This window comes from Peptococcus simiae (assembly GCF_046097595.1).
Classification (GTDB): Bacteria; Bacillota; Peptococcia; order Peptococcales; family Peptococcaceae; genus Peptococcus; species Peptococcus simiae.
On sequence record NZ_JBJUVG010000003.1, the window covers coordinates 125,104 to 145,441 of the forward strand.

The following is a 20,338-nucleotide window of genomic DNA, read 5'->3' on the forward strand; positions in this document are numbered from 1 at the left end:
CATGTTGAGAATAGCCTTAACCAAGGGCCGGCTGGAAAAGGAAGCTGTGGCCCTCATGAAGCACGCCGGTTACGATACCGAGGCCCTGGCCGACAAGGGCCGCCGCCTGATCCTGCCGGTCGGCGATGATATAGAGGTTTTACTGGCCAAGGCCCCGGATGTTATCACCTATGTCATCCATGGGGTCTGTGACCTGGGGATTGTCGGTAAGGACACCATCATGGAATACGGCGGCTCCTTTTACGAAGTCCTGGACCTGGGCTTCGGCAAATGCCGCTTTGCCCTGGCCGTCCCCAAGGGGAGTGACTTTTATGCCGATGGCATTAGCCACCGGATCGCCAGCAAGTACCCCAATGTCACCCGGGACTATTTTGCGCGGAAGGGCATGGATGTGGGTATAATAAAAATAGAAGGGTCTGTTGAATTGGCGCCCCTGGTGGGCCTGGCAGACGGCATTGTTGATATTGTTGAAACCGGGACCACCCTCAAGGAAAATGGTCTGGAGGCCATTGAGGATGTTGCGGACCTGTCTGCCCGGCTCATTGTCAATACAGCGGCTATGAAGCTCAAGTACCCGGCCATAGAAGCCTTTATCGACCGGATTGCCCAGGAGGTGGACCAATGATTACAGAACTAGCACTGGGGAGCCCGGCCTGTGACCGTTTCCTTGACCGCCTGGCCAGCCGCATCCAGGCCCCGGACCCGGACATGTTGGCCCGGGTCGAGGCCATCCTGGCTGCGGTCCGGACCGAGGGCGATGCCGCCCTTTGCCGCTTTAGCGAAGCATTTGATGGCTTTAAGGGGCCAGTGACCTTTTTGACCCCGGCTGACTGTCAAGTGGCCCTGGAAGGCCTGGACCCCGGCCTGCAGGCAGCCCTGGACAAGGCCGCCCGGCACATCCGGGCCTTTCATGAAAGGCAGCTGACCAAGGGCTTTGTCCTGGACAAGGGCCGGGGGGTCCGGCTGGAGCAGCGGGTTCTTCCCCTCCAACGGGTGGGTCTCTATGTACCGGGGGGGCGGGCCGCCTATCCCTCAACGGTTTTGATGAACGCCATCCCGGCCCGGCTTGCTGGGGTGGAAGACCTGATTGTGGCCACCCCGCCGGGGAAGGAGGGGCTTGTCAACCCCATGACCCTGGCGGCCTGTGCCGTCGCCGGGGTGGACCGGGTCCTCCTGGCCGGTGGCGCCCAGGCCTGTGCCGCCCTGGCTTACGGGACCGCCTCCGTGCCCAAGGTGGATAAGATCACCGGGCCCGGTAATGCCTATGTGGCCACAGCTAAACGCCTCCTCTACGGGACGGTGGATATTGATATGATTGCCGGCCCGTCGGAGATTGTTATTGTGGCCGAGGCGGGGGTTAACCCGGCCTGGCTGGCCGCCGACCTCCTGGGCCAGTGTGAACACGACCCCCAGGCTGCCGGCATCCTCATTACACCGGATGCTGACCTGGCCCAGGCCGTCCGGCTGGCGGTCGCTGACCAGGTCAGCCGGGCCCCCCGGGCGGCCATTATGAAGGAGGCCCTGGCCAATTATTCAGCTATTATTGTGACCCAAGACTTGGACGAGGCCCTGACCCTGGCCAATGACCTGGCCCCGGAACACCTGGAGCTGGTCGGCGAGGGGCCGGAAGGCCGCCTGGACCAGGTCCGGCATGCGGGCAGTGTATTTTTAGGCCCCTATACACCGGAAGCCGTCGGAGACTATATGGCCGGGACCAACCACGTCCTGCCCACCGGGGGGACGGCCCGGTTCTTCTCCCCCCTAGGGGTGGAAGACTTCACCCGGCGGATGCAGGTGTCCCGCTATTCCCGGGCCGCCCTGGCTGAAGATGCCCCGGCCATCCTGGCCTTTGCAGAGGCGGAAGGCCTCTATGCCCATGGCCGGTCGGTAGAGATAAGGAGTGAAGACTGATGGCCCCGGAAAAAATACGCTTAAATGCCAATGAAAGCCCCTTTAGCCTCAGCGGTGCCAGCCGGGAGCGGTTGGCCCATGCCTTAAATGACCTGGCCTATAACCGTTACCCCGACCCCGAGGCCCGGGACTTGATTCGGGCCTTTAGCGCCCACTACCGGGTGGCTCCGGCCCAGGTCATTGCCGGCAACGGGTCCGATGAACTCCTCCAGCTTTTGATGCTCGCATATGCCAAGGCCGGCAAGCCGCTGGCCCTGACCAGCCCAGATTTTTCCATGTATGACCGCTATGCCCGGTTGGCCGGGGTGGAGACCCTGGCCTTGCCCAAGGACGAGGCTGGCCGCCTGGACGGCCCCGCCTACCTGGCCGCAGCCCAGGCTGCCGGCTGCGGCATGCTCCTCTTTTCCAACCCCTGTAACCCCATGGGCCAGGGCCTGAGCCGGGAAGGGGTCTTGGACCTGGCCGCCGCCTTTGATGGTCTGGTGGTCGTTGACGAGGCCTATATGGACTTCTGGGACCAGAGCGTCCTGGACCGGGTCCGTCCGGAGGGCAACCTGGCCGTTTTACGGACGGCCTCCAAGGCCTTTGGCCTGGCGGCCCTGCGCTTGGGTTTCGGGGTCCTGCCGACCGGGCTTTTGGAGGACATGCGGGCCCTTAAGAGCCCCTATAATGTCAGCAGCCTGTCCCAGGTCATCGGGAGTCAGCTCTATGACCAGCCGGACCAGCTGGCCGACCGGATTGCCAGTATCGTCGCCGGCCGGGAAAAGCTGCAGGCAGCTCTGGAAGACTTGGTCAGGGGCCGGCCCGGCTACCGGGTCTACCCCTCTGTGACGAACTTTATTTATTTTGAAGTCCCTGATGCCCCGGCCCTGGACGATTATTTACAGGGGCAGAGGATCATCATCCGCCGCTTTGGAGACCGGGGCCTGCGGGTCACCTGCGGCTTACCTGAAGAAAACGCAGCCTTTATACAAGCAGTTGCTGATTTTTTAGAAAGGAGGCCAGATGATGAGTATTGAACGCCGCCGCCATACCAAAGAGACGGACATTCATCTGGTACTTGACTTAGACGGGAATGGCCATACCAATATTGATACAGGCATTGGCTTTTTTGACCACATGCTGACCGCCCTGGCCGTCCATGCCGGTTGGGACCTGACCCTTTACTGCAACGGTGACCTGGAAGTCTGCGGCCACCACACGGTGGAAGACTGTGGGATTGTCCTGGGGGATGCCCTCCACCAGGCCCTAGGCACCAAGACCGGCCTGGTCCGCTACGGCCATGCCTATATCCCCATGGATGAGGCCCTGGTCCGCTGCGTGGTCGATGTCAGTGGCCGGCCCTACCTGGCCTTTGATGCGACCTTTACCGCCCCGACCGTCGGCCAGCTGGATACCCAGCTCGTTGAGGAATTTTTCCGGGCCTTTGCCATGCATGCCGGCATTACCCTGCATATTGCCGTCTTATCCGGTAAAAATGACCACCACTGCATTGAGACCATGTTTAAGAGTGTGGCCCATGCCATGCGGAAAGCCCTTATGAAGCGAGATGGTGTCTTATCAACAAAGGGCGTCTTCCACGCCTGATTCACAAAGGAGGCAAAGATGATTATTTTACCTGCCATTGATATCAAGGGGGGCACCTGTGTCCGCCTCTATCAAGGAGACCTGACCACCGCCCATAAAGTGGCCGACAGCGCCCTGGATACCGCCAAAAAATTCGAAGCCCTGGGCTGCCGCTGGCTGCATATGGTGGACCTGGACGGCGCCCTCCAGGGCATGGCCTTAAATAGCGGGATCTTTTTAGAAATTGCCAAACGGACCAAGCTGCGGATTGAACTGGGCGGGGGCATCCGGACCGCTGACCAGATCCGCCACTACCTAAACAAGGGTATCCGGCGGGTGGTTTTAGGGTCGATTGCCATTGAAGAGCCCAATTTTGTCCGCCGGGCCGTTGCCAACTTCGGGCCCGAATCGGTGGCCGTCGGTATTGATGCCAAGGATGGCTACATTTGCGGTGACGCCTGGACTTCCACCAGCGATATCCACTACACCGAAATGGCTGAAAAAATGGCAGATATGGGTGTCCGGACCTTTATTTACACAGATATCAGCCGGGACGGGACCCTGACCGGGCCGGACTTAGAAGGGCTGGCCGCCCTGCGCCAGGCCCTGCCTGAGGCGGAAATCATCGCCTCCGGCGGAGTCCGGACCGCAGCAGACATCCGGGCCATCAAGGACCTGGCCATTGACGGGGTCATTTGCGGCAAGGCCATCTATGAAGGGACCCTGGACCTCAGTGAAGCCCTGGAGATTGCTAGAGGTGAAGACCATGTCTAAGAAAAAAATTATTCCCTGCCTGGACACCAGAGACGGCAAGGTCGTCAAGGGCGTCCACTTTGAAGATGTCAAGGACGTGGGTAGTCCTGCCGACCTGGCCCAGCGCTATACCCGGGAGGGGGCCGATGAACTGGTCGTCCTGGATATCACCGCCGGGCCGGAAGGCCGGTCCACCCGGCTGGATGTCTTAAAAAGCGTCTGTGCCGCCACCGACCTGCCGGTGACCCAGGGGGGCGGCATCCGGTCCCTGGAAGATATTGAGGCCGCCCTGGCGGCCGGGGCCAGCCGGGTTGGCATTAATTCAGCTGCTGTCCAAAAGCCGGACCTCATCCGGGCCGGCGCTGAAAAATTTGGCAGCGAGACCATCGTAGCCGCCATTGACGCCAAAAAAGTGGGCCCGACCTGGCAGGTCTTCGTTGCCGGCGGCCAGGAAAATACCGGCAAGGACCTCCTGGCCTGGGCCCGGGAAGTGGAGAACCTGGGGGCCGGAGCCATCCTCCTGACCTCCATTGATGCCGATGGCACCAAGGCCGGCTATGACCTGGATATGACCCGGGCCGTTACCGAGGCTGTTTCCATTCCGGTGATCGCCTCCGGGGGCGCCGGTAGTGTCCAGGACATGGTTGACGTCCTCAAGGAGACCAACTGTGCCGCCGCCCTGGCCGCCTCCATTTTCCACTTCGGTGAGACCTCTGTCGGGGACATCAAGGCTGCCTTGGAGGCCGCAGGCCTGGAGGTTGACTGATGCAGGACCTGGCCGCCTACTTTGAAAAGTCCGCCCTGGTGCCGGCCATCGTCCAGGACGCCGACACCGGCGCCGTCCTCATGCTGGCCTATATGAATGAGGCCGCCCTAAGGGAGACCCTGGCCCTGGGGGAAACGGTTTTTTGGAGCCGGTCCCGTCAGACCCTTTGGCACAAGGGGGCCACCAGCGGCAATACCCAGACAGTCCTCTCCATTACTGCCGACTGCGACAAGGACAGCCTGCTCATCAGGGTCCGGCCCGCCGGCCCGGCCTGCCATACCGGGGCAGTGACCTGTTTTTTTAATGATATTCTTAAAGAAAACGATAGGGGGAACCTGTGATGCAAAGTCTTGACCAGCTTTACCAGGTGGTTCGTTGCCGGCAGGCTGACCCTTTTGAAGGCTCTTATACCGCCTACTTATTTGAAGAGGGCCTGGATAAGATTTTGAAAAAGGTAGGGGAAGAGGCCGCCGAGGTCATCATTGCGGGCAAAAATACCGACCGGGCTGACCTGACCGGGGAAATCTGCGACCTCCTCTACCACCTGACCGTCCTCATGGCGGAAAAGGGCCTGGACCCGGCTACCATCGATAGTGAACTGGCCCGGCGGGCGGAAAAAATTGGCAATAAAAAGCCCAGCCATGCCAGCGACCCCGAGAGCTAAAACTTGCGAAGGACCGGCTATTCTGCTATGATGAAGCCAATTTCGAAAGGAGCATGCCCATGAAAGTGATTTTATTACAAGACGTGGCTAAGGTTGGCAAAAAAGACCAAGTCGTCAACGCCAAGACCGGCTATGCCCGGAACTACCTCATCCCTAATGGCCTGGCCATTGAAGCCACCAAGAACAATATGAAAAACCTGGAAGACCGGCAAGAAGCCCAGGCAGAAGAGGCGGCCTACGAACTGGCCCAGGCCAAGGCTATTGCTGAAGAGCTGAAAGAGGCCAAGGTAGAAGTCTTTACCAAGGTCGGTGCCGGCGGCAAAACCTTTGGGGCCATTACCAATAAAGAAATTGCCGAAGCCCTGAAAAATCAGCACAACATTGATATTGACCGTCGTAAAATTGTTTTACCGGAAAAGATCAAGGACCTGGGCGTGACAGAAGTCACCCTGAAGCTCCATCCGGATGTCCACCCGATCCTCCGGGTTCAGGTGTCCGCAGAAGAATAATTGACAACCTGCAGAGATAGCTCTGCAGGTTTTTGTCTATCAAGGGCCGGCCAAGGCCAGGTCACCGGCCTGTCAGGAAGGCCCCTCTTTTTTTGAAAAATTGACAAAACCATCACTTTTGCTCTTGACACAGGGGTCAAGTCTTTGTATAATCATTGGTCAATTTGACAAATCTACTCTAATAGGTTATACTAGACACAGTCCGTTGCAAAGACCAACGAAAGGGTGAAGGCTGGATGTCCAGGAGAACCATTGAGCATTTACGTAAGGCATTAACGCCGTTTGTCGGTTGTGACATTGATGTTGATGCGAATGTAGGCCGCAAACGCATAGTCCCCTATGAAGGTGTTTTGGAGAATACATATCCAAACCTATTTGTTGTTCGCGTGGGGGATGAAGCGGATGAAGATGAGCGTCGCTTATCTTTCAGCTATGTAGACCTATTTACCGGTAATGTGGTGATCTCATTACATAAGGATGGGCACACTTACTCTCTGGCCAAATCCTAATGGATGCCAAAAGACCCTACGGGGTCATTTTTGTCAAGAAGGACCAGTATTTTTGTTTAGAAATGAAAAAGCCGGTTATATACTAGCTTAGGTGAGTATGTCACCGATGATATTGATTTGGAGGAAATCATTTAATCATTTTCGAGGAGGAGATTAGAGAAATGAAAGACATTAAAGGGACTAAAACAGAAGCAAACTTACAAGAAGCCTTTGCCGGTGAATCTATGGCACGTAATAAATATGATTATTTTGGGGCACAAGCTAAAAAAGACGGCTATGTGCAAATCCAAAATATCTTCTTTGAAACGGCTAGACAAGAACACCAGCACGCTAAATTGTGGTTCCGTTACTTAAACGGCGGCAAAATCCCTGCTACCCCTGAAGCCCTGACTATGGCTGCTGAAGGTGAAAACTACGAGTGGACCGACATGTACAAGCGCATGGAAGAAGACGCTCGTGCAGAAGGCTTTGATGAAATTGCCGATCGCTTCAAACACGTTGGCGAAGTTGAACGTGAACACGAAAGACGTTACCTGGCCCTGTTAGAATCTGTCAACAATGACACCGTATTCAAACGTGACCATGACGTCCGCTGGAAATGCTGCAACTGCGGCTACATCTATGTAGGCAAAGAAGCACCGGAAAAATGCCCGGCCTGCTTACATCCGAAAGCACACTTCGAAGTGCAAGTAGAATCCTACGCACAAGATAACAGCGATATCGTGAAATAAGTCTGACTGACATGTCGAAAAACCACCGGGTCTCCGGTGGTTTTTTATTTTGCCCTGGTAAAAAAATCTGCTAGTCAAGCTTGCGCAAAAGGGATCCCTTTAAGAGCAATCTGTGCTATAATTCCCTGAAAGGAGGTTGTTGGCATGAGAACAGTCGGCAAAAATGTAGAAAGATGGACCCTAGTCCTTGGCCTAGCAGCCCTGGTGGTCAGCTTTATTTTTAAAGAGGCCTGGATAGGGGCCTTCCGGCCCATCGGCTTCACCAGCCTTGTCATTTGCCCCTTGCTTGGGCTTGTAGGCTTGGTTGGCTCGATTTTTCATAAGAATATTTTATTTGCCTTTTTAAATGGCCTCCTGGCCCTTAGCTTTTTCCTAATTATGGGGATTGGCTACAGCCTGCTGGGCTGACCTGGTGGCGGCTGGAGGACAGGGCCCTTCACCCGTCCGTTTTTTTATGGGCTATGGATGAGGGACAAGACCAAGGCAGCCCTTTATACAAAAAGGACAAGCCTTAGGGGCCAGTTCAGAGAAATCGTAAAAATAAGGCTAAACTTTATTGACATTTGTTCCATCTTCCGATATACTTAATATCGGCTTTTCACTTGGAGAGATGTCCGAGCTTGGCTGAAGGAGCACGACTGGAAATCGTGTATACGGGAAACCGTATCGAGGGTTCGAATCCCTCTCTCTCCGTCTACCCCCGATCCGGGATATTCCGGATCGGGGTCTTTTTTTGTTCAAAAATAAGGGGCCCAGCCAGGGGCAGGTATAAAAAAAGGCCACCGGTTGGACGGTGGCCCAGTAAAGGGTTTTAATCTAACGTTTGAGGCGTAGGCCGAAAGCTAGGCATCTGTCACAGGGTCGCAGCCGGCCTGCCGGATGACCGCCTTGAGGGTCTGGATATGGGATGGGTCAGGGGCCTGGTAGAGGGGCTGGTCCTGGCCCAGGGCCTGGGCCTTGTCCCGTCCCAGGGCGTGGTAGGGGAGGAGGTCAATGGCCGGGTCCTGGGCGTATTGGGCCACAAACTGGGCCAGCCGGCGGATATGGTCCGGGTCATCATTGACCCCCTGCAAGAGGGGGATTCGGACGATGACCCTGGGATGCCGGGCGGCCAGCCGCTTAAAGTTGTCCTGGATTAGGCGGTTGTCCAGGCCGGTCAGCTGGCGGTGCCGGGCCGGGTCCATGTGCTTGAGGTCGAAGAAGACCAGGTCCAGCCGGGCCAGGGTCGGCCAGAGGCGGTCAAAGTCAAAGTAGCCACAGGTTTCCATGGCCTGGCTGATGGCCAGGTCGTAGAAGCGTTGGCTTAACCGGTCTAAGAAAGCCGCCTGACCGGTGCATTCGCCACCGGAATAGGTCACGCCCCCGCCGGAAGCGGTGAAAAAGGACTGGTAGGGGAGGACGGCCTGGACCAGGTCGTCGACGGTGTAGGCCGAGATGGTTGGCCGGCGGGCGCCTGTCGGGCAGGCGGTGGCACAAAGGCCGCAGCCTTGGCACCGGGCCCGGTCCTGGGCCCGGCTGAGGTCTAAGCCTCCGGGATAGGGGCAGACGGCCCGGCAGGCCTGGCAGGCCTGACACTTATCCGGGTAGAAGAGGATGGCCTTTTTCAGGCTGGCCGTTTCCGGGTTGGCGCACCAGCGGCAGGCCAGGGGGCAGCCGGCAAAGAAAAAGGTGGTCCGGATGCCATCGCCATCATGGACGGAAAAATGCTGGATATTGGTCAGGTAGCCATAGAGGGGGCCGGTGGTCGGTTTAGAAGCTGTCATGGCTATTCCGGTCAATGATGGCATCCTGCATAGACCGGGACAGGTTCACAAATTGGGTGGAATAGCCGGCCACGCGGACGAGGAGGTCCCGGTAGTTTTCCGGGTTTTTCTGGGCAGCGTAGAGGGTCTCGTTGGAGACGGTATTGAACTGGACATGGAAGCCGCCCAGGTTAAAGAAACTCTTGATCATATGGCCCAGGTTGGCCCGACCCCGGGGATTGTTGACCAGGCTGGGGCTCATCCGGAGGTTCATAAGGGTCCCACCGGAATGGACGTCCTGGTTGAGCTTGGCGGCGCTCCGCATGGCGGCCAGGGGGGTGGACTGGTCGGTCCCTGCATAGGGGGAGACCCCTTCGGAAATCGGGGCCCGGGCATGGCGACCATCCGGTGTAGCCCCTAGGATTTTCCCGGTGGGTAGGTAGTTGGAAATCCCCATAAAGGCAGACTTAAAGGCATTTCCATTGATGTCCTTATAGCTGTTGATGGCCTCATACTGGTGGTTGGCGATTTTAACGGCAATCCGGTCTACTTCATCGATGTTGTTGCCATACTTGGGTAGGTTGAGGATCTTTTGCCGGAGGACTTCATAGCCGGCCCAATCGGCTTCCAGGGCCTGGTGGAGGTCCTCGGCCGAGACGGTCTTTTCATCAAAGACCAGGTGCTTGATGGCATAGAGGGCATTGGCGCAGACGGCAATCCCCATGGAGGTGATGACCGGGCCCACATTGTATTCCGCCCCACAGTCGACCAGGTCCCGGCCATTTTCCAGGCAGGCGCCTAAGGTGGCGGACAGGAAGGGACGGGGGGCCTGGTCCCGGTGGAGCTTCTGGGCCAGGAGGGTATTGGATACGGACAGGGCGACCAGCCGGTCAAATTCAGCAAAGAAGGCCGCTTCCAGGTCAGCATAGCTGGCGTAGTCCGGCAGGCTTTTGTCGGAAATCCCCTTTTTTTCCCCGGTCAGCCGGAGTTTGCCGCCGGTTAGGGCAAATTCCAGGGCGGCAGGGATATTGAGGTTGACGGCTGAGGTCCATTCACTGACCTTGCGGAAGTGGGGGACCACGCAGCCGCAGTTATTCCAGTCCCGGGCATCTGTCGGTGAAATGCCATTGTTTAGGAGCATCTTGTAACCGACTTCATCATTGTGGATGGCCGGGAAACCGGTGCCCAGGGCGACCAGGTCGGTCACCGCATTGACAAAGGCCTGGGGGGCATCCTGGTGGAGCCGGACCGATAGGCCGGGCTGGTGGGTTTGCAATTCGCCGGTGGCCTTGAGGGCCAGATAGGAGACGGCATTGGTGGCGTCCTGGCCCTGGCGGTCCTTACCGCCGACGGTGAGGTTTTGGAACTGGTTGTAGCCGGCAAAGAAGTCGGCTGTATTTGAAGAAATGGTCCAGACCCATTCCGACATCTTGAGCCAGAGAGACTCGATGAGTTCCAGGGCCCAGTCTTCCGTGAGTCGGCCGGCGGCGACGTCTTTTTCATAATAGGGGAAGGTGTACTGGTCAAACCGGCCCGGGTTCAGGGCCAGGGGGTTTTCGGCTAAGATCCCGCCCAGCTGGGTAAACCAGACAAACTGGAGGGCCTCCCAGAAGGTGGTGGGCGGGTGTTCCGGCACCCGGCGGCAGTTGGCGGCGATGGTCAGGAGCTCTTCTCGGCGGGCGCCGCCGGCGTCTTTGGCCAGGGTCTCGGCCTGGTCGGCATAGCGGTTGGCCAGGCGGATAATCCCTTCAGCTGTGAGGATAATGGACCGGTAAAAGGTCATCTTGTCCAAGTCCTCGGCCCGGGTAGCAGAGAGGCTTTCCAGCTTGGCCTTGGCCTCCCGGATAATGCCGCCAAAGCCCTTGACAAAGAGGACCTCCTGGTAGTCCGGGGTGATTTCCCCGACAGACTGCCGCCACTTGGAGTCGTTGTCGACGATGGAGGTATCGACGGTGACCTTGGCGGCTTCCGGGTCGACCTGGTTTAAAAAGGCTTCCTCCAGGCTCTTGCCGGCCCAGTAGGGGAAGACGTGCTTGCGTAAGTAGTCTTTTTGCTCCGGCTCAATGGCATAGGGGTCTTGGGGGCGTTCGGCGAAGCGGTCCATTTCCCGGTCAACCCAGGACCAGGAAAATTCCGGGGTCAGAACGCCGCACTTCCGGTATTCACCCAGGGCGCCGACAATCAGCTCCCCTTCAAAGATGTAGACCCCCAATTCTTCGCAGGTATCCTTAAAGGCCATGGCTCGGCGGATGGGGGTGGCCATGCCTTCGGTCCGTTGGTGGGATTCGGTCCAAATCCGAGCCCGTTCAATGGAAATATGGGGCATGGTGTTGATGTAGTTGTCTTTGGCTTGACGGATGCGATCAGATAGCATAGGGACCTCCTTTAGGACTCAGTAAGACATGATATCTTGAAAAACAAGGGTTTCTTCCGTTTCGTTGATGTATTGGTGGCTGCCCGAGGGGACAAAGCGGAAGCCTGTCGGGGCCTTTAACCGGTGGGGCTGACCGTGACAGATGAGGGTCAGGGTCCCCTGGGTGACAATGATGTGCTCGTACCTGGCATTGGGATGGGCGGTAGAGGTATAGCCCGTGCCGGGGGCCATGGTGACGTAGAAATAATCGAAACCGGTTTCCGGTGCAAAGGGAAAGACAGGACAGAGCCGGACCGCCCCATCGGCTTCAGTGAGGACCTCTTCCTGGCCGATGGCCACCTGGAGGTAGCGGTCACTGTCATCGGCCAGGAGGGAGGCAAAAGATACTTTGAAGCCGCCGGCAATTTTCCATAAGGTGGTGATGCTCGGGGTCGATTCGCCCCGCTCGATTTGGCCTAGCATGGTTTTGGAGACATTACACAGGTCGCTGGCAGCGGCCAGGCTTAGGCTCCGGTCCTTGCGCAGGGCCTTGAGCCTGTCACCAAGAAAGGGGAAAGGATCGTTCATAGGGCCTCCTAAATAAAAAAGTTTAACCGCAAAACAGCGTACGCTATAACGTACGTATAGATTAGCAAAGAAGGGGACCCATGTCAATAAATTCAGACAATTAACTGACCCTCTAGCGGCCAATTGACCTGGTATTTTTCTTCCTTTACACTGAAACGGTACTTATTTTTATTGCTGTGAATGATGAAGGAGGTATTTGCTTGACGAATCAAAAGAAAAACTGGGCCTATTTGGTCAATAGCCTGGTCACCCTGGGGATTATGTTTGGCTTTTCCCTACTGCCGGCGCCGGGGACCATCACGCCCCTGGGGATGCAAATTTTAGGCATTTTTATTGCCCTCATCTACGGCTGGTCAACGGTCGGGACCATTTGGCCCAGCCTGGCCGGGATCTTGGCCATGGGCTTTACCGACTACGCCACCGTTTCTGAGGCTATTATGCAGGCCATGGGTAATGATGTGGTCTGGCAGCTCCTGCTTATTATGGCCATGCTGGTGCCTATTGAAAATGAAGGGGTGGCCAACCATATTTCCAAGTTCTTTTTAAGCCTGCCCATCGTCAAGGGCCGGCCCTGGGCTTTTAGTGCGATTTTCTTATTTGCCACCTATGTGCTTTCGGCCTCTACCAGCGGGACGGCGACCATCCTGCTCATGTGGGCCATCTTATACAGCATCCTCCGGTCGGTGGGCTATACCATTGCCGACCGCTACACCTCTTTGATGATCTTTGGGGTGGTCTATGCCAGTATTTTAGGCTTTGCCACCTTCCCCTTTAAAGGGCCGGCCCTGGCCATATTACGGTCTTATGCGGCCGCTTCCGGCCAGGTCATGGATAATGCCCTCTATATGGCGGTCGTTATACCGACCACGCTCGTCATGCTGGCCGGTTACCTCCTGGCCATGCGGGTCATCTTCAGGCCGGATACCGAGAAGCTTAAAAATATTGACTTACAGGCCTACTTTGATGCCCTGGACCTCCACCAAATGAACCGCCGGCAGAGGGTCCTCCTGGGGGTCTTGTGCATGAGTATTTTACTGATGTTCCTGCCCAGTATCATGCCCAAGACCTGGGCATTAACCGCTTTCCTACAGGCCCTTGGCTCGTCCGGGGTTATGGTCCTCATTGTAACGGTGATGATTGCCGTCCGGGTTGAGGGCAAGCCCCTTTTGAACTTTAAGCAGGCAGCTGCCCAGATTCAGTGGGGGATTGTCTTCCTGGTTATGGCCGCCCTCTTTGTGGCCGGCGCCCTTTGCAGCGAAGGGACCGGGGTGACGGACTACTTCCATGACGTCCTCTACCCGGTTTTAGGCGGCCGGTCTCTGGCAGTCTTTAGCCTCCTGGGTGTCTTGAGCGGGACCGTCATTACCAACTTTGGTAATAATGCAGCCATGGGGGTGGTCCTCATGCCCCTGATTCATGCCCTGTCTGCCGGTGGCGACTTTAACCCCCTCGTCCCGGTGACCCTGGTCACCATGAGCGTTTTTGTCGCGGTCATCACCCCGGTGGCCTCGCCCCATGCGGCCCTCCTGCATGGGAACAGGGAGTGGATTAGCGGCCGCCATGTCTACCTTTATGCCGTTTCCATGACCCTGTGGAGTGTTTTTGTCACCATGCTGGTGGGCCTACCCCTGGCCCGGTTGGTTTTCGGCAGTTAATGAGAAGCCGTACCTGCATCCTCCAAGGAGCTAGGTACGGCTTTTTTGCGCAAATATAAAAAAATCGCCCACAAGGGCGATTTGATGATATGTAGCCGCACACCGACCATTGAAAAACGCTCCCAAGCGGCAAACCACCAGCCGGCTCGAGCCAGGCACCCCGGCGGCACATATGTGGACCTGCTTATTGCTGCTTCCTTCCGGACCTGACAAGGTTCACAGGGACATATTGCGTCGGACCCGACTGTCATCACTACTTAATGATCGCCAGACCTTAAAATTACTTCCCGCGGGTCGGCCTCAGTCCTGCTATAGCGGATTGCAGGTAACAGGGCACCGCTAGCGCCCCACCTAGTGCGGTTTTTCTATTATACAGGTCTGGGGCTGTTTTTGCAAGAAGGCCTTTTATCCCGGGTGGGCTTTTGTGGTAAAAGGTGGAAAAGTGAGTTATAATTAAGCCAAAGTTAAATCATTTGGGAGTGATGTAAATGGCAATTGAAACAGTCGGTATCATCGGCATGGGGGCCATGGGTATGCTGCTGGCTTCTCAAATGGCTGACCGGTTACCGGAAGGCCAGTTAAATGTCATTGTAGACAAGACGCGGCTGAAAAGCTACGCTGAGGCAGACTTTATTGTGAATGATAAGCCCCTGCAGCTGAACTTTGTCACGGCACCGGCGGCGGGTGAGGCCCTGGACCTGGCCATCTTTGCGGTCAAGTACCAGGCTTTGGCCGGTGCCATCAAAGAAATGAAGCCCTTTATTGACGACCATACGACGATTATTTCTATTTTGAACGGGATCGCCAGCGAAGAGGACTTAGCAGAAGCCTTTGGCGATGACCAGGTCCTTTACTGTGTCGCCCAGGGCATGGACGCCACCCGCCAGGGGCATACCATGCACTATAGCCGGGCCGGCCAACTGGCCCTGGGGGTCCGGTCAGCAGGGCAGGAAGACCGGCTGCAAGACCTGGTCGACTTTTTCCGCCGGGTTGATATCGCCATTGAGTTACCGGAAGATGCCCGCCGCCAGCTTTGGAATAAGTTTATGTTTAACGTGGGGCTTAACCAGGTGGTCAGCGTTTACGGCGATGGCTACGGGGTCATCCAAAAACAGGGCGAGGCCCGGGACCAAATGGTCCAGGCCATGCGGGAAGTCCTCCCCCTGGCCAAGGCTGAAGGGGTGGACCTGACAGAGGACGACCTTAAGGGCTGGCTAGGCGTGGCCGATGGCTTTGCCGCTGACGGCAAGCCCTCCATGCTCCAAGACCTGGAGGCCGGTCGACCGACAGAGGTTGAGCTCTTTAGCGGTACGGTTTGCAAGCTCGCTGAAAAGCATGAAATGTCTGCGCCGGTCAATGACTGGCTCTACCATATTTTGACGGCTAAAAATAAGGAATTAGAATAAGTCCAGTTTGTGGGCTGCCGGGGGAGGGTATTTAGAGAAGTAAGTTTTAAAGTTAAAGTAGGTGGACAAAAATGACGCAACCGATGATGGAGGGGTTTAAGGCGCTACGCCAAGGCGACCGCCTATCCGTAGAGAGTCTGTTTGCATCAGAGCGTACATTTTGGCTGACGGCATCTATCGCAACTGGCTTCGCCTTAGCAGAACTGCAAGAGGGGCCCGCTCGCTTAATAACCCAGCAAAATGACGATGATATGCTTGAAAAATTCAACGCCTGCCTCCGGACAGGCCATATTGATGAGACGGTCTTTGTTGAAAGCAAGGCCCGGACCCTGGACAATATGCAGGCCATTGCCCGCATCCTGCAACAGGGCACTGTCTTTAATACAGACCGGGCGGTTCAAGTCTGTACGGCCTTTGTGAGCTACTGGCTCTTCAGCAAGCTCATTGAAATGGAGTGGGAAAGACTCCTGGCTGCAGATGCCCGGCGGGAAAGCTATATTTTCATGGATGGCATTATTGCCGACCAGGATGAACTGGCGATTATCCGTGAAAAGGTCCACCAGGACCAGCCCCTGTATGATGATGAAATTGTTTACTTGCGGAGCCACTGGCAGGTGGGCCGGGAATTCTTCCGTCGCCTGCAAAATAAGCTGGTGCTCCTAGACCGGGGCCTCATTCCCTTTGTATCCGGCCCCCGGGCATAAAAAAACCGCCCGGTGGGCGGTCTTTGTCTTAAGCTTCCGGCGGTGTCATAGCGATTTTTTGGGTCAAGTCCGGGTCTAGGTCCTGAGTAGCACCCAAAGGTGTACCACAGCGCGTTAAGCGGCTTTCGAGCTGGTTGCGTTGAGCGGCCAGCTCCCGCTTTTCACTTTCCAGGCTGGCGTTTAGCCGTTCGGCTTCCTTGGCCCGCTTGCGATTGGCATAGGTCCGGTACATAAAGTGGCCCAGGAACAAGGCCAGGCAGGCGCTTAGAGCGGTGCTGGAAATCATGTAGTAGACAAAGGGGAGGGTTTCGTTGAAACCCAGGTAGGCTAAGATGGCCGCCCCGGCCACAATGATCAGGGAAATAAGAAATAGGAATATCCGCATAATACATCTCCTTTTGAGCTGATGGGTTACTAGCTGTCATTATACTAGATGCCGGATTAGCTTTCAATTGCTAGCATTTAATATGGAGGTTGACCATGAGTTTAAATAAATTACGTCGCGTCAAGGAAGGCAAAAAAATTGCCGGTGTCTGCCAGGGCTTAAGTGAGTTTCTCGGTATTGATGCATCCTATATCCGGCTGGGCTTTGTCCTTCTGGCCTTTTTGCCGCCGATTCCTTTTTTTGGTATGGTGATTATTTATGCCGTTCTGGCAGCTGTGATTCCTGAGGACGAAGGCTATATTGACGTTTAATTGAAGCAAACCCGAGAGGATACCGGGGCTGCCCCGGTCCTTGTGGTCTTTCAAAATAAGCAAGTAGATTCTTAAAACGAGGTGAGACAAGTGGCTTATGAAGGGAATGGCTCCGGCCGCAAGAAAAGATTGAGTAAGGCTAAAGAGGGCGCTAAGCTGGAAGGGGTCTGCCAGGGCTTGGCCAATCATTTCGGCTGGGATGTGAGCCTGGTCCGGCTCTGCTTTTTCCTGCCGGCTATTTTACCCGGCGTTACGATGATGGGGGCCCTGGGTCTCTACATCATTTTAGCGATTATTTTACCGACGGAAGCGGATTCTTATGAATAAACAGGGTGTGGTGATTTTCGGGCATGGCAGCCGCCGCCGGGAAGGCCTGGCGACCGTTACGGAAACAGCGGCCCGCTTTGCCCGGGCCCATCCGGAATATGTCACTGCCCATGCTTTTTTAGAATTTGCCAAGCCGACCCTGCCTGAATCGGTGGTTGCCCTTTATGAGCAAGGGGTACGAACCTTTTATATCATCCCCCTCTTTTTAGCCATGGGGACCCATTGTGCCAAGCATCTACCGGATATGATCAGCAATCTAAAGAAGACTTACCCGGATGCCGGCTTTTTCCTGGCCCCGCCCTTAGGTGCCGACCCCTTATTATCGACGATTGTTGAAAAGCGGGTCACTGGCCTGGTAGATGAGCAGACGAAAAGAGGTGACGGATCCGATGAGAGTGCTCCTTCTTTATGATATTGGCGATATTCGCCCCTCCATCCATGAAGTCCTAACAGCGGCAGCCGTCGCCGGCGCCTGTCCGGACCGGCTCAATGATTTGAAGCTATGCCTATACGAACTGCTGGGCAACGCCCTCTTGCATAGTCAAGGGGCTGTGGCCCTGACCTGTTCCTTTGAAGCGGATGGTGTCCGGGTAAGCGTGCGGCAGACGGCCCCCTGGCAAGGTGAAGCCTTGGAGGGTTGTCACAAGTGCCTGGAAGCGGAAATCACCAGGGAAAGCGGTCGCGGGTTATTCCTGGTCCGGGCCTTAAGCGATGACCTGGAATACCGGGAAGAATCCCGGGACATGCGCTTACGGATGCGGTTAGTTTAATGTAATGGAGACTGCTATGGCAAACAACAGAAAAGATATAGAAAAATTAGTGCATGACTATAAGGCCGATCCCAGTGATGCTAAGCTGGAGGAAATTATTGAAAATATGGAGCCGCTGGTGCGCTACTGGTGTCAAGCACAATGCTATTTGCCGTGGGAAAAGGAAGACATGTTGCAGGTGGCCCGGATTGCTGTGCTGGGGGCCATTGACCGTTTTGACCCGGAAAAGGGCGTCCGGTTTAAAACCTTCGCTTACCGGACCGTTAGCGGCAAATTGATGAACTACTACCGGGACAACACCTGGCGGATCACCATCCCCCGGAAGTATAGGGAAATGAGCACCTATATTACCAAGGCGGAAAATGAATACTACCAGAACTTCGGTGAATCCCCTTCCACCGGGCAGATCGCCAAGATGATTGGGGTAGAAGAGCAGGAAGTGGCCGATGCCATTGAAGCCAAAAGGGCGACCCAAACCACCTCCCTGTCTGTCCAGGAAGATGCTGACGGCAACGTCAATACCCTGGCCAACTACCTGGGTGAAGAAGACGGCAACCTGGATACCGTAGAGCTCAAGCGGGACCTGAAAGAGGCCATGGAGCACCTGGACATGCAGGAACGCCAGGTTATCTATTACCGCTATGTGGAGGACCTGACCCAGACCAAGATTGCCGATATTTTAGGGGTCAGCCAAATGCAGGTATCCCGGCTGGAGAAGAACTCCCTGAATAAAATTCGCCAATTTATGAAAGCTGAAGCCCAGGCATAAAAAATAGACACGGCAACCGTGTCTATTTTTTATGTCGCCCGGCCAGGACTTGGAGGGTGTCTACGAGGGCGCAGAGAAAGACCAGGTACTGAGATCCTTGTTGTAAGGTATAAAGGCTTATATCTGCGGGTAAAGGGCCAAAAAAATCTATAGGAGCTACCTGTTGAAAGATAAAAGGTAAAGCTAGTAAGAGTATCAAACAACAAATGGTTAGTCCATTCAAAGCAATGATAAAAGTGTTTGAAATAATAAAATGAATTTGATGTAGGCAGATGCCGGCTAAAACTCCTATGATTAGCCATGGCAATAAGGTCAAAAGAGTCTTCAAAAAAATGAGTGTTATGGGGGGAACTGCATAAAAAAGAAATGGCTGATGAGCAATCAAGTGAAAAAGTGGAAAAGTTAGTATAGAAATAATTAGCAATAAAAATTGTTTTATTAAGCACTTATTCATAAAATCACTCTTTCGAAAAAGAATCATTGACTACTCTGTAATAATACTATAAAATATAAATACTCGCAATAGTTATTTTCGGTTGATTTAAGGGAGGTTTATATGATGAAAAGAAAGGGAATCTTATGCTGTGTTGTTATCGTTGTTGCAGCTTTCTTAGCAACGCCCGCTTTTGCTGGAACAGATAGTCACCCTCTAGAAAAAACATATTCTGCTGAAGAAATTCTTGACCGAAATGATTATTTGTGTAATGTAGATCAGGCAGAGATGAATAGCACAAATGCTTATTTAATTAATCCAAAAACTAATGAAAAAGTGATTCTTAGAACGTATACGTCGCCACAACTTAAAATGCTACAAACACCTTATGATAAGCTATCGAAGGTGAGTGAAGATATTTACTTTCGGGATGTAGCTGTTGACCTTACTGCAGAAGATTTGAGACGAGCAGGTCTATCTGAAGAGACGGGTGAAATATGGGATAATGGGGGGCGTGTAAAATCTTGGGGAAGGTTTTATTATAAACAAAATTATAACTATGTTTTAATGACGAAGATTACAGGTAATTGGCGTAATGATTATCCAAATGCTATCACTTTAAGTAACCATGTTGCTCAGGCAAAATGCGCAAGTAGTAATACATCTTTTCAAACACGAAAATGGTGGCCGAATGGTGGCTATACTTATAGTACAGGGTTTTCAGAATATGCGTTAATAGGGACTTCTTACACTACAATTGCTCTTCGACAACAAGTTAATGTAACCTATCGAAACACTGGGGAAACAACTATACTTACTTTAGTTCTTGCTCCGTGGGGCGAGGCTTGGTAGTTACTGCTTAGCGGCGTATCAAATGATTTTGATTATTTGATACGCCGCTTCTTTATTTCGGCTGGTAGGCCGTGGCCTGCCGGGTCTCAGGGTCGTATTGTTCCAGGGGAATGCCGGCCTCGGCGAATAAATCCATGGCCAGCTTGTCCGGGTAGGCTCCCAGAAAAACCACCCGGGTCACGCCGACGCCGATGAGCATTTTGGCGCATAGGGTGCAGGGGGAGTCGGTGCAGTAGAGGGTGGCCCCACTGATAGATACCCCCATAATGGCGGCCTGGATGATGGCGTTTTGCTCAGCGTGCAGGGCCCGGCAGTATTCGTGGCCGGCCCCGGAGGGAAAGCCCATCTTGACCCGGAGACAGCCCCCCAGGTCACCGCAATGGGCCATGCCGGCCGGGGCCCCGTTGTAGCCGGTGGTGATGATTCGGTGGTCCTTGACCAAGAGAGCCCCCACCTGCCGGCGGATGCAGGATGACCGCGTCTTTATAATTTGTACAATATCCATAAAATAACTGTCCCAGTCCGGACGTTCTAACATACTTTTCACCTCGTGCTTATCCTATCACGGCCACCGGCCGGGGACAAGGTTTTCTCTTGCCGGCGAGGGCTTTTACCCGGTCTGGCCGCAGGGGCC

The 20,338-nt window shown here is 54.9% G+C and carries 26 protein-coding genes, 1 tRNA gene and 1 other RNA gene; 22 read left to right on the forward strand and 6 right to left on the reverse strand.

Annotation, left to right across the window (positions count from 1 at the left end):
- Position 1 precedes the first annotated feature (1 nt).
- The 13 genes from hisG to ACKQTC_RS03730 all read left to right on the forward strand — a co-directional run bounded on the left by hisG (position 2) and on the right by ACKQTC_RS03730 (position 8,102).
- Positions 2 to 625: an ATP phosphoribosyltransferase gene (gene hisG / locus ACKQTC_RS03670; protein ID WP_408977076.1), complete on the forward strand. Its 624-nt coding sequence runs from the start codon at positions 2 to 4 to the stop codon at positions 623 to 625.
- A complete protein-coding gene (gene hisD / locus ACKQTC_RS03675; RefSeq protein WP_408977077.1) occupies positions 622 to 1,911 on the forward strand; it encodes a histidinol dehydrogenase in 1,290 nt (429 codons plus the stop codon). Before hisG ends, hisD begins: the two co-directional genes overlap by 4 nt.
- Complete coding sequence (locus ACKQTC_RS03680) at positions 1,911 to 2,930, forward strand: pyridoxal phosphate-dependent aminotransferase (protein ID WP_408977078.1); 1,020 nt, start codon at positions 1,911 to 1,913, stop codon at positions 2,928 to 2,930. The genes hisD and ACKQTC_RS03680 overlap by 1 nt, the downstream gene beginning before the upstream one ends.
- Positions 2,917 to 3,498 (forward strand): imidazoleglycerol-phosphate dehydratase HisB, encoded by a 582-nt coding sequence (hisB, locus tag ACKQTC_RS03685; protein ID WP_408977079.1) that lies wholly within the window; start codon positions 2,917 to 2,919, stop codon positions 3,496 to 3,498. The genes ACKQTC_RS03680 and hisB overlap by 14 nt, the downstream gene beginning before the upstream one ends.
- A gap of 18 nt (positions 3,499 to 3,516) precedes the next feature.
- Positions 3,517 to 4,251, forward strand: coding sequence for a 1-(5-phosphoribosyl)-5-[(5-phosphoribosylamino)methylideneamino]imidazole-4-carboxamide isomerase (gene hisA, locus ACKQTC_RS03690; RefSeq protein WP_408977080.1), 735 nt, complete (start codon positions 3,517 to 3,519; stop codon positions 4,249 to 4,251).
- Complete coding sequence (hisF, locus tag ACKQTC_RS03695) at positions 4,244 to 4,996, forward strand: imidazole glycerol phosphate synthase subunit HisF (RefSeq protein ID WP_408977081.1); 753 nt, start codon at positions 4,244 to 4,246, stop codon at positions 4,994 to 4,996. Before hisA ends, hisF begins: the two co-directional genes overlap by 8 nt.
- Positions 4,996 to 5,337: a phosphoribosyl-AMP cyclohydrolase gene (hisI, locus tag ACKQTC_RS03700; protein ID WP_408977082.1), complete on the forward strand. Its 342-nt coding sequence runs from the start codon at positions 4,996 to 4,998 to the stop codon at positions 5,335 to 5,337. Before hisF ends, hisI begins: the two co-directional genes overlap by 1 nt.
- Positions 5,337 to 5,660, forward strand: a complete 324-nt coding sequence (hisE, locus tag ACKQTC_RS03705) for a phosphoribosyl-ATP diphosphatase (RefSeq protein ID WP_408977117.1) — start codon at positions 5,337 to 5,339, stop codon at positions 5,658 to 5,660. Before hisI ends, hisE begins: the two co-directional genes overlap by 1 nt.
- A gap of 59 nt (positions 5,661 to 5,719) precedes the next feature.
- A complete protein-coding gene (rplI, locus tag ACKQTC_RS03710) occupies positions 5,720 to 6,169 on the forward strand; it encodes a 50S ribosomal protein L9 (protein ID WP_408977083.1) in 450 nt (149 codons plus the stop codon).
- 236 nt (positions 6,170 to 6,405) lie between these two features.
- Complete coding sequence (locus tag ACKQTC_RS03715; protein WP_408977084.1) at positions 6,406 to 6,678, forward strand: Veg family protein; 273 nt, start codon at positions 6,406 to 6,408, stop codon at positions 6,676 to 6,678.
- 161 nt (positions 6,679 to 6,839) lie between these two features.
- Positions 6,840 to 7,409, forward strand: coding sequence for a rubrerythrin (gene rbr / locus ACKQTC_RS03720; RefSeq protein ID WP_408977085.1), 570 nt, complete (start codon positions 6,840 to 6,842; stop codon positions 7,407 to 7,409).
- 144 nt (positions 7,410 to 7,553) lie between these two features.
- Positions 7,554 to 7,817 (forward strand): hypothetical protein, encoded by a 264-nt coding sequence (locus ACKQTC_RS03725; protein ID WP_408977086.1) that lies wholly within the window; start codon positions 7,554 to 7,556, stop codon positions 7,815 to 7,817.
- A 196-nt stretch (positions 7,818 to 8,013) separates the two neighbouring features.
- Positions 8,014 to 8,102 (forward strand) — tRNA-Ser (locus ACKQTC_RS03730).
- Between the two features lie 149 nt (positions 8,103 to 8,251).
- Here the strand turns inward: ACKQTC_RS03730 and ACKQTC_RS03735 are convergent.
- From ACKQTC_RS03735 to ACKQTC_RS03745, 3 genes are read right to left on the reverse strand one after another with little or no spacing between them, the layout of a single operon-like run.
- Positions 8,252 to 9,187: a glycyl-radical enzyme activating protein gene (locus tag ACKQTC_RS03735; RefSeq protein WP_408977087.1), complete on the reverse strand. Its 936-nt coding sequence runs from the start codon at positions 9,185 to 9,187 to the stop codon at positions 8,252 to 8,254.
- The gene (locus ACKQTC_RS03740; RefSeq protein WP_408977088.1) at positions 9,159 to 11,525 is read right to left on the reverse strand and encodes a glycyl radical protein; all 2,367 of its coding nucleotides are present in this window, start codon (positions 11,523 to 11,525) and stop codon (positions 9,159 to 9,161) included. Before ACKQTC_RS03740 ends, ACKQTC_RS03735 begins: the two co-directional genes overlap by 29 nt.
- An 18-nt stretch (positions 11,526 to 11,543) precedes the next feature.
- Complete coding sequence (locus ACKQTC_RS03745; protein ID WP_408977089.1) at positions 11,544 to 12,092, reverse strand: helix-turn-helix domain-containing protein; 549 nt, start codon at positions 12,090 to 12,092, stop codon at positions 11,544 to 11,546.
- A 200-nt stretch (positions 12,093 to 12,292) separates the two neighbouring features.
- Here ACKQTC_RS03745 and ACKQTC_RS03750 point away from each other — a divergent pair, with 200 nt between their 5' ends.
- Positions 12,293 to 13,747, forward strand: coding sequence for an SLC13 family permease (locus ACKQTC_RS03750; protein WP_408977090.1), 1,455 nt, complete (start codon positions 12,293 to 12,295; stop codon positions 13,745 to 13,747).
- 95 nt (positions 13,748 to 13,842) lie between these two features.
- On the opposite strand, the gene ffs is transcribed toward ACKQTC_RS03750, so the two are convergent.
- Positions 13,843 to 14,107: signal recognition particle sRNA large type (gene ffs, locus ACKQTC_RS03755), an RNA gene on the reverse strand.
- Positions 14,108 to 14,235: 128 nt separating this feature from the next.
- Between ffs and ACKQTC_RS03760 the strand changes: the two genes are divergently transcribed.
- Together ACKQTC_RS03760 and ACKQTC_RS03765 are read left to right on the forward strand one after the other, a co-directional pair.
- Positions 14,236 to 15,153: a ketopantoate reductase family protein gene (locus tag ACKQTC_RS03760; protein WP_408977091.1), complete on the forward strand. Its 918-nt coding sequence runs from the start codon at positions 14,236 to 14,238 to the stop codon at positions 15,151 to 15,153.
- Between the two features lie 71 nt (positions 15,154 to 15,224).
- Positions 15,225 to 15,857: a hypothetical protein gene (locus ACKQTC_RS03765; RefSeq protein WP_408977092.1), complete on the forward strand. Its 633-nt coding sequence runs from the start codon at positions 15,225 to 15,227 to the stop codon at positions 15,855 to 15,857.
- A gap of 28 nt (positions 15,858 to 15,885) precedes the next feature.
- Here the strand turns inward: ACKQTC_RS03765 and ACKQTC_RS03770 are convergent, their stop codons facing one another.
- Positions 15,886 to 16,242: a hypothetical protein gene (locus tag ACKQTC_RS03770; protein WP_408977093.1), complete on the reverse strand. Its 357-nt coding sequence runs from the start codon at positions 16,240 to 16,242 to the stop codon at positions 15,886 to 15,888.
- 95 nt (positions 16,243 to 16,337) lie between these two features.
- On the opposite strand from ACKQTC_RS03770, the gene ACKQTC_RS03775 reads away from it, so the two are divergent.
- The 6 genes from ACKQTC_RS03775 to ACKQTC_RS03800 all read left to right on the forward strand — a co-directional run bounded on the left by ACKQTC_RS03775 (position 16,338) and on the right by ACKQTC_RS03800 (position 19,704).
- Entirely contained in the window at positions 16,338 to 16,553 is a 216-nt protein-coding gene (locus tag ACKQTC_RS03775; protein WP_408977094.1) for a PspC domain-containing protein, read from the forward strand.
- Between the two features lie 90 nt (positions 16,554 to 16,643).
- Entirely contained in the window at positions 16,644 to 16,880 is a 237-nt protein-coding gene (locus tag ACKQTC_RS03780) for a PspC domain-containing protein (protein ID WP_408977095.1), read from the forward strand.
- The gene (locus ACKQTC_RS03785; protein WP_408977096.1) at positions 16,873 to 17,292 is read left to right on the forward strand and encodes a sirohydrochlorin chelatase; all 420 of its coding nucleotides are present in this window, start codon (positions 16,873 to 16,875) and stop codon (positions 17,290 to 17,292) included. The genes ACKQTC_RS03780 and ACKQTC_RS03785 overlap by 8 nt, the downstream gene beginning before the upstream one ends.
- The gene (locus ACKQTC_RS03790; RefSeq protein ID WP_408977097.1) at positions 17,270 to 17,650 is read left to right on the forward strand and encodes an ATP-binding protein; all 381 of its coding nucleotides are present in this window, start codon (positions 17,270 to 17,272) and stop codon (positions 17,648 to 17,650) included. The genes ACKQTC_RS03785 and ACKQTC_RS03790 overlap by 23 nt, the downstream gene beginning before the upstream one ends.
- Positions 17,651 to 17,666: 16 nt before the next feature.
- On the forward strand, positions 17,667 to 18,419 hold the full coding sequence (locus ACKQTC_RS03795) for a sigma-70 family RNA polymerase sigma factor (RefSeq protein WP_408977098.1): 753 nt from the start codon (positions 17,667 to 17,669) through the stop codon (positions 18,417 to 18,419).
- A 556-nt stretch (positions 18,420 to 18,975) separates the two neighbouring features.
- On the forward strand, positions 18,976 to 19,704 hold the full coding sequence (locus ACKQTC_RS03800) for a hypothetical protein (protein WP_408977099.1): 729 nt from the start codon (positions 18,976 to 18,978) through the stop codon (positions 19,702 to 19,704).
- Between the two features lie 52 nt (positions 19,705 to 19,756).
- Here the strand turns inward: ACKQTC_RS03800 and ACKQTC_RS03805 are convergent, their stop codons facing one another.
- Entirely contained in the window at positions 19,757 to 20,242 is a 486-nt protein-coding gene (locus ACKQTC_RS03805) for a deoxycytidylate deaminase (RefSeq protein ID WP_408977100.1), read from the reverse strand.
- Positions 20,243 to 20,338 lie beyond the last annotated feature (96 nt).